Origin of the sequence: Porphyrobacter sp. TH134, assembly GCF_002855495.1 — a bacterium.
GTDB lineage: Bacteria > Pseudomonadota > Alphaproteobacteria > Sphingomonadales > Sphingomonadaceae > Erythrobacter.
Map to the genome: position 1 here is coordinate 211,055 of NZ_PKRO01000001.1, position 6,955 is coordinate 218,009.

The 6,955-nt window shown below is 65.9% G+C and carries 7 protein-coding genes; all 7 read right to left on the bottom strand.

The window, feature by feature from the left end; all coding sequences use genetic code 11:
* Positions 1 to 51 precede the first annotated feature (51 nt).
* Entirely contained in the window at positions 52 to 519 is a 468-nt protein-coding gene (locus C0V72_RS01025; protein WP_233999716.1) for an ABA4-like family protein, read from the bottom strand.
* Positions 516 to 1,238 (bottom strand): NAD(P)H-binding protein, encoded by a 723-nt coding sequence (locus C0V72_RS01030; protein WP_101791341.1) that lies wholly within the window; start codon positions 1,236 to 1,238, stop codon positions 516 to 518. The genes C0V72_RS01025 and C0V72_RS01030 overlap by 4 nt, the downstream gene beginning before the upstream one ends.
* Complete coding sequence (locus C0V72_RS01035) at positions 1,231 to 2,418, bottom strand: deoxyguanosinetriphosphate triphosphohydrolase (RefSeq protein WP_101791342.1); 1,188 nt, start codon at positions 2,416 to 2,418, stop codon at positions 1,231 to 1,233. Before C0V72_RS01035 ends, C0V72_RS01030 begins: the two co-directional genes overlap by 8 nt.
* 295 nt (positions 2,419 to 2,713) lie before the next feature.
* A complete protein-coding gene (locus tag C0V72_RS01040; protein WP_101791343.1) occupies positions 2,714 to 3,418 on the bottom strand; it encodes an aspartate/glutamate racemase family protein in 705 nt (234 codons plus the stop codon).
* Positions 3,419 to 3,510: 92 nt separating this feature from the next.
* Positions 3,511 to 4,506 carry an alpha/beta fold hydrolase gene (locus tag C0V72_RS01045; protein WP_101791344.1) on the bottom strand — a complete coding sequence of 332 codons (996 nt, stop codon included), beginning with the start codon at positions 4,504 to 4,506 and terminating at the stop codon, positions 3,511 to 3,513.
* Positions 4,503 to 5,507, bottom strand: a complete 1,005-nt coding sequence (locus tag C0V72_RS01050) for an SO2930 family diheme c-type cytochrome (RefSeq protein ID WP_324761506.1) — start codon at positions 5,505 to 5,507, stop codon at positions 4,503 to 4,505. Before C0V72_RS01050 ends, C0V72_RS01045 begins: the two co-directional genes overlap by 4 nt.
* A gap of 17 nt (positions 5,508 to 5,524) precedes the next feature.
* A complete protein-coding gene (locus C0V72_RS01055; RefSeq protein ID WP_101791345.1) occupies positions 5,525 to 6,724 on the bottom strand; it encodes a parallel beta-helix domain-containing protein in 1,200 nt (399 codons plus the stop codon).
* Positions 6,725 to 6,955 lie beyond the last annotated feature (231 nt).

Below are 6,955 nucleotides of genomic sequence, written 5' to 3' on the forward strand. Positions count from 1 at the left end.
TCTCTCCCAAAAGCTTTGGGCGCAAGGTTAAGCGCAAGCACCCACAGCGGTCTAGCGAAACCGGCCCTGCCGCCGCGCAATCGGCTCACGAATGCCGAGCCACGCCAGCAATCCCAGCGGCCCAGCCATGAAGGTCGCCAGCAGAACCGGGGCCTGAATCAGCCTCGAAATGTTCTTGGCGTCGCCATCGCGGGCGATCCAGAGGCCGACGAACAGATCGAAGGCGAGGTAATGCGTCCAGCCGATCGTGACGCCGCCATCCGTTCCGAAGATTGCGCGCACACCGGCAATCGTGGTGAAATCGGCCCCGCCCCCGCCGCCGCCTGCCGCAGGCGGATTGGACAGCACCCCGGTCACCAGGCCGATCAGCCCCGTGGTATAGATCAGGCACAGCAGCCCGATGCCCAGATAAAGGATGCCCGACAACAGCGCCGGCCAACGCGGGAGTGCGATCAGACCCGTCCACGCGATCAGCGCCAGCAGGTTGACCATGCTGAACCACGCATTCCAGTCGATCATTCCATCTCTCCGGTTTCGCTGCTGCGCCGCCATTCGCGCGCCGCGCGGCGCATCGCTTCGTTATCATGGGTAAAGCGGCCCCCCGCCCGGCGCAGCGCAAGGCCCAGCGCGGCTTCCGCCACCAGCCCTGCATCGATCGAGCGATACCGCTGCCACGCGCCCGACAGCAGCGGATCGATCAGCGGCGCGGCGATCATCGCAGCGCGTTCGGCAAAACGCAGGTCATCCGGACGCTCACCGCGCAGCAGACCGGGATGGAGAATATCGAGCCGTTTGAAGCCGATGTGCGACAAGGCGTCTTCCGTCTCGCCCTTGACGCGCATGTAAAAGCTTTTGGAACGGGCATCGGCCCCGGCGGCGCTGACCAGCACCATGTTGGGGATTCCCGCGCGCTTGGCCGCTTCGGCGGTGGCGATCACCAGATCGTGATCGACGCTGCGAAACGCAGCCTCATCGCGCCCGGCCTTCTTCCAGGTGGTGCCCAGCGCACAGATCAGCGCGCGCGGGCGCACGGCTTCAAACACCTCGCCCCACTTGGCAGGGTCGGAGACAAACATCTCCATCCGCGCGCCGGGCGGCAAAGGGGCTTCGCGCCGGGCGATGCCGACAATCCGTACGTCATCGCCCATGCTCGACACTTCGATCACCCGGCGGCCGATCAGCCCGGTGGCACCAACCAAGGCAACGCGTGCCGGTGCGGGCCGGCGCGGATCAGACATTGATCAGGCCCGAAGGCCGCTCGCCATAAATCGTGCTGACCGCCTGCATGGCGAAACGATCGCTCATGCCGGCAATGAAATCGGCAATCATCCGGGCGCGCTGCGGATTATCGTCGGGCAGGCGCGTGTGCCAGTCATCGGGCATCAGTGCCGCATCCTGCGCATAGGCATCATACAGCCGCGCCACGACATCGCGGGCGCGGTCTGCGGCGGCGACCTGTTCGGGGTGGTAGTAGAGCCGTTCATACATGAACGCCTTCAGCCGCCGTTCCTGTGTCGCCATCGCGGGCGAAAACCCGGCGAGCTGGCCCCCGGCGCTGCGCACCTCGGCCACCGAGCCGAGGCCTTTTACCTGCGCAGCCGTGTGCGCGATCACATCATTCACCATCAGCCCAATCTGGTCACGGATCATCTCGCGCAGCAGACGCGTGCGCGGGGCATGGGGAAAGCGTTTTTCGACGCGCCGCCACTGGTCTGCGAGGAAATCCAGCGTCAGCAGGTCATCAAGGCTCAGAAATCCGGCGCGCAGGCCATCGTCGATATCGTGATTGTCGTAGGCAATGTCATCGGCCACCGCTGCCACCTGCGCTTCGAGCGAGGGCCATGTCAGCAGATCGAGCGGGAAGGCCGCATCCAGCTGCGCCAGCGCCCAATTTGGGGCGGTGACCGGGCCATTGTGCTTGGCGAGGCCTTCCAGCAGATCCCACGTCAGGTTCAACCCGTCATGCTCGGGATAGGGGCACTCGATCCGCATCACCGTGCGCAGCGCCTGCGCATTGTGATCGAAGCCGCCGTGGCGCTCCATCGCGGCTGACAGCGCGGCCTCGCCCGCATGGCCGAAGGGCGGATGGCCCAGATCATGGGCAAGACACAAAGCCTCGGTCAGATCCTCGTCCAGCCCCAGCGTGCGGGCAATCACCCGGCCGATCTGGGCGACTTCCAGACTGTGGGTCAGGCGGGTACGGTAATGATCGCCATCGGGCGCGATGAAGACCTGCGTCTTGGATTTCAGCCGCCGGAAGCTCATCGAATGGACGATCCGGTCGCGGTCGCGCTGGAAGGCGGTGCGAGGCCCGCGGTGCTCGCCGCCGCCTCGATCGCCGTGATCGCCGCTATGAGCGCTGCCAAATTCGCGCCGCGGCTGGGCGTGCGGGTCGGCGGCATAGGGGGCGCGGGTCATCACCCCCGGCGATTAGGGGAGCGCGGGCGGCGGCTCAACCGGAACAGGTCGGGAACCTTGCTCCTATCGGCCAAAAAGCGTGTCACGGCGGGGGAAAATTATGGGGCCGCCCTCCGGTGATTGGGGGGGAGGAGAACGGCCCCAAGGGCCTGTCGGTGCGACCCGAAGACCCGGATGATGCCGTCGCGTTTCCGCAGCAAAATCCGCGGGCGCCTTAGTGGTAAAAGTTAATCGGTTGCACCCCTTGCAACCACGCAAATCGACGGGCCGCCCCGTCAGCCCGACGAGTGACCGATTATCCCGCGTTGTCCTGTTCCAGAATCCAGTCAGCCGCCGCCTCGCAATGGATGCGCGTGCTATCGAAGATCGGCAGTACATTGGCGTCGACATCGACCACCAGATCCAGCTCGGTGCAGGCCAGCACGATGGCAGCGGCACCTTCCTGCGCCTTGTTGGTGATGATCGTCTTCATCGTCCGCTCGGCCTCTCGCGTGACCTTGCCGACCATCAGTTCGTCATAGATGATACGGTCGAGCATTTCGACATAATCGAGATTGGGCGGCAGCAGGTCGATCCCGTGGGCGACCAGCCGCTTGCGGTAGAAACTTTCGGTCATCACATTGCGGGTGCCCAGCAGGGCGGCACTGGTGATCCCGGCGCGCTTCATGGCCAGGCCGACATATTCGGCGATGTGCAGGATCGGGATGTTCACAGCCGCGGCGACATCATCATACAGGCGGTGCATGGAATTGGCGCCGATGATGAGACCTTGCGCCCCGGCGCCTTCCAGCCGCTTGGCACTGTCGGTCAGCACGGCTGCGGCGCGGCTCCAGTCGCGGTCCTCCACCAGCGCATAAAGCTGGCAGAAATCGAGGCTCTCGATCAGCATGGGCGCGCTGGCCATCGGGGCGGCGCGGCGCTGGACCATGCGATTGATGTGGTCGTAATAGGTCGCGGTCGACACCCAGCTCATGCCGCCGATAATCCCCAGTTTGCGCAAACGGGTGCCCTTTCGTGTTCAGTGTGCAGTTGCGAAAGGCTGTAGGGCGCAAGGGTCGCTTGCGTCCAGAGGGCTTGGCGCAGCGAGGTGATTTAGCCGGATGTTGGTGGCACGATTGCAGGCGAGGCGTGCTCGCCAAGCCACGGCACCAGATCGCCGAGCGTTGCTTCGGGCGCTTCTTCATGCGGCAAGTGGCCGATCCCGGGATAGATCACCAGCCGGCTGCTGGGCATGGTCTTGGCCAGCCATCGCCCGGCCTCGGCGGGGATCAGGCGGTCTTCCTCGCCCCACAGGATCAGGGTGGGCGTGGTGACCGCGGCGATCTCGGCCTCGGTCAGCGGGTCATAGGGAGTGCCGAAGCGCTTCAGGGTCGCGCGCCGGTTGCCGGGGTAGCGCAGCAATTCCCAGTACCGGTCCACCGCCGCCGCGTTCGCCACAGACTTGACCGAGACCGATTGTTCGAGGCTTTGCGCGATCAGGCTGCGCGGCGTGATCTGTTCGACCAGCAGATTGATCCCCGGCGTCTGCGCAATCCTGAAGCCGATATTGCCGCTGTCTTCGTCCTTGTCCTTCGCAGCCACCTTCAGCATCGGCCCGCCGGCGCTATCGACCAGCACAAGGCCCGTCAGGCGTTCGGGATGCGCCGCCGCAAAGGCCAGCGCGTGCTTGCCGCCCATCGAATTGCCAGCAAGCACGAATTGCCCAAGCCCCAGCGCGTCCGCCACTTCGAGAATGTCGGCCAAATAATTGTCGCGGCTGTAATCCTGCTTCGGGTCAGGCCCAGTCAGCCCGTGGCCGACCTGATCGAAGCGGATCATCCGGTACTGGCCCTTCAAGGCCGCCACCCACGGTTCCCATGTGTGCAGATCGGCGTTGGAGCCGTGGAGCAGCACGATCGCGGGGGCATCCTTCGGCCCTTCGTCACGCAAATGCACCGTCACGCCGCCACCGATTTTGACGAATTGCGACGGCGGCCCGCCATATTTGGCGCGCATGGTGGCAGCGTCAGTATCGGGCGTGCGGAAGATCAGGAAGGCGATCACAAAGATGCCGAGGAGCGCAAGAAGACCGCGCCAGACCCATTTCATTTCGGTTGCATCTCCGCAATCCAGCGCCGCACAACCGCGACCCCGTGAGTGTCTACGCTGGCCTTGCCCAGTTCGGGCATGGCGACACCGGGCTCCGCGCTGTTCATCCGGTAAAGCAGGATCGAGCGGTCAGGCTGGCCCGGCAGGATCGAAAACTCATGCCCGCCCGCCCCGCGACCCGCCGCGACCGGGCGCTTCATGATGCCGATCGCGTGGGGGTCTGACTGTTCCCAGCGCAGGTCAAGCCCGGAATTGGACGCGCCCCCGCCCGGCTGGTGGCAATGCGCGCAGTTTGCATCGAGATAGGCGCGGGCAAAGGGCGCGGCAGGGCTGCTGCCTGCATAACCCGCCCAGACCGGCATTGTCGCACCGCCCGGCGGCAAGCGGTCCAGCCAGCCTGCCTTCACCATATCGCCCATCCACCGCACCGAAAGATTGCGCGCCTTGGGGCCGATCGGGATCACCGTCCCGTCCTTGCTGTGGCACGATTTGCACTGGTTCTTGTTGGGAATGGCATAGGATATCGCCTCACCCGCAGGGGTGACAAGATCGACCCGGCCGCCTGCCAGTGCCAGCGTGGCTTCGGTCTGCTCAGCGTTCCAGCGATAGGGCAGCGCGGTCCAGCCATCCGCGCGGTGCAACAGCACGCGGGTCTCGATCAGGCGGCGCGCTGCGCCCTCCCCGAAGGCAAAGGTCTTGACGATCGCCGCGCCGACGGGGAATTGCAGCAGGCCCTCTCCGTCAGCGGTCAGCCGGGTGCCTTCGGGCAGATAGATAAAACGCAGCTTTTCCGCCCCGTCCGACCACAGGGGCGTATTGAGAGCGTAAGGCGTTACCCGCTCGGACGGAACCTGGCGCGCCCCATCCGCGAAAAAGCCGTATTGCGACAGGGTGCGCGGCATTCCTTCATCGGCCACGGCAGCATCATTCACGCGGCGCATATCAGGGGCCTTGGCCCGTGCGGTGATCGTTCCGCTCAGCGCCAGCAGCGCTGTTGCCAACAGGGCCGCACCGTGCCTCACTTCAGGCGTGCTTCCAGAGCCGCAGGCGCGCCGACTGCGGGGAACTCCCACAGATCGGTCGGCTCCATCACCAGCGGGCCGGGGCGCGCTTCGGCAAGGCTCTGGCCGACGTGCGTCAGATTGAGGCTCCACCCCGTCACCCCGGGCGCGATCATCAGGCTGTTGCCCTCCCGCTCGAACAATCCGTCCCACAGCACCGGCGGCAAGGCCCCGCCGAAAGCCGCGAGCAATTGCGCCTTGCCATCAAGCTGCGGATCATCCCCGCCGCGCCCGAACGCATTCTTGCCGACCACCACATTGCGGGCGTGGGGGTTGTAACGCGCGTCCGTGAAGGGCTGGGTGTAGGCGATCACCATCACATGCGCGGTCGGGTTGTTGTCAAAGGCGTTGCCTTCGATCAGCACGCCATCATTGGCCATCACCAGCACGCCGGTGCCGCGCCGCACGCTGGCGACGATATTGCCGGGCGGTGCGAAATTTGCCGTGTCGTTATCCTTCACGATGTTGTCGCGCAGGATCACATTGCCGCCGTTCATCACCGGCAGACCGGGCAGGTCGAACACCAGCAAGCCGCCGGTGTTGCGGGCGGCGATGTTCTCGGTCACCAGCGCATTGCGGCTGTTCTCGATCTCGATGCCCGCGACGTTGAACTGGACGAGATTGCCCCGCACCGTGATGTCGCGGCTCTGGCCCACGTAAATCCCGGCATCCGACGCGCCCGAAACCTTCGATTGCGTCACCAGCACGCCGGTGCTTTCGACCGGGTAGATGCCGTAAGCGCCGTTGGTTGCCTTCGGCCCGCCGGTCCATTCGACCCGGATCGCGTGATAGATGATGTTGTCCGCGCCCTTGGACTTGATCCCGTCGCCCTTGGGGTTCTCGACCGCGAAATCGCGCAAGGTGACATTGTCCGAAGTGACGAGCAGCCCCTCGCCCGCGCCCTGCTGGCCGGTGAAGTCGAGCACGCTCTTGTCCATCCCCGCCCCGCGCACCGTGACGCCATCAACGTCGAGGCTGAGGCCATCGGTCAGCACGAAACGCCCTTCAGCCAGTTCGATCACATCGCCGGGCGCGGCCAGGATGAGTGCTTCCTGCAAGCGCGTCGCCGCGCCCTCGCCCGCTTCGATGCGGTGCGTTTCGGCGGCAAGCGGTGCGGCTGAAGCCAGCAGCGCAGCGGCAAGTGCCAATCGGTTCATGGTGTTCTCCCTCTCCGCTGCGCAGTGTGGCGCATCGGGGGGAGGGAATGCAAGCACCCCTTTGCTCCCCTCCCCTTGGGGAGGGGCTGGGGGTGGGGGCTCTGCCCTATAGACCGTGGAGCCCCCCCCCCCCCCCCCCCCCCCCCGGGGGGGGGGGGGGGGGGGGCCCCCCCCCCCCCCGGGCCCCAAACCCCCCCCGGGGGGGGGGCCCCCCCCCCCCCCCCCCCCCAA

What these genes read in the sequence shown, in the direction of transcription:
- C0V72_RS01025 (WP_233999716.1), bottom strand. Translation starts at nt 519, where the DNA reads ATGATCGACTGGAATGCGTGGTTCAGCATGGTCAACCTGCTGGCGCTG.
- C0V72_RS01035 (WP_101791342.1), bottom strand. Translation starts at nt 2,418, where the DNA reads ATGACCCGCGCCCCCTATGCCGCCGACCCGCACGCCCAGCCGCGGCGC.
- C0V72_RS01030 (WP_101791341.1), bottom strand. Translation starts at nt 1,238, where the DNA reads ATGTCTGATCCGCGCCGGCCCGCACCGGCACGCGTTGCCTTGGTTGGT.
- C0V72_RS01045 (WP_101791344.1), bottom strand. Translation starts at nt 4,506, where the DNA reads ATGAAATGGGTCTGGCGCGGTCTTCTTGCGCTCCTCGGCATCTTTGTG.
- C0V72_RS01055 (WP_101791345.1), bottom strand. Translation starts at nt 6,724, where the DNA reads ATGAACCGATTGGCACTTGCCGCTGCGCTGCTGGCTTCAGCCGCACCG.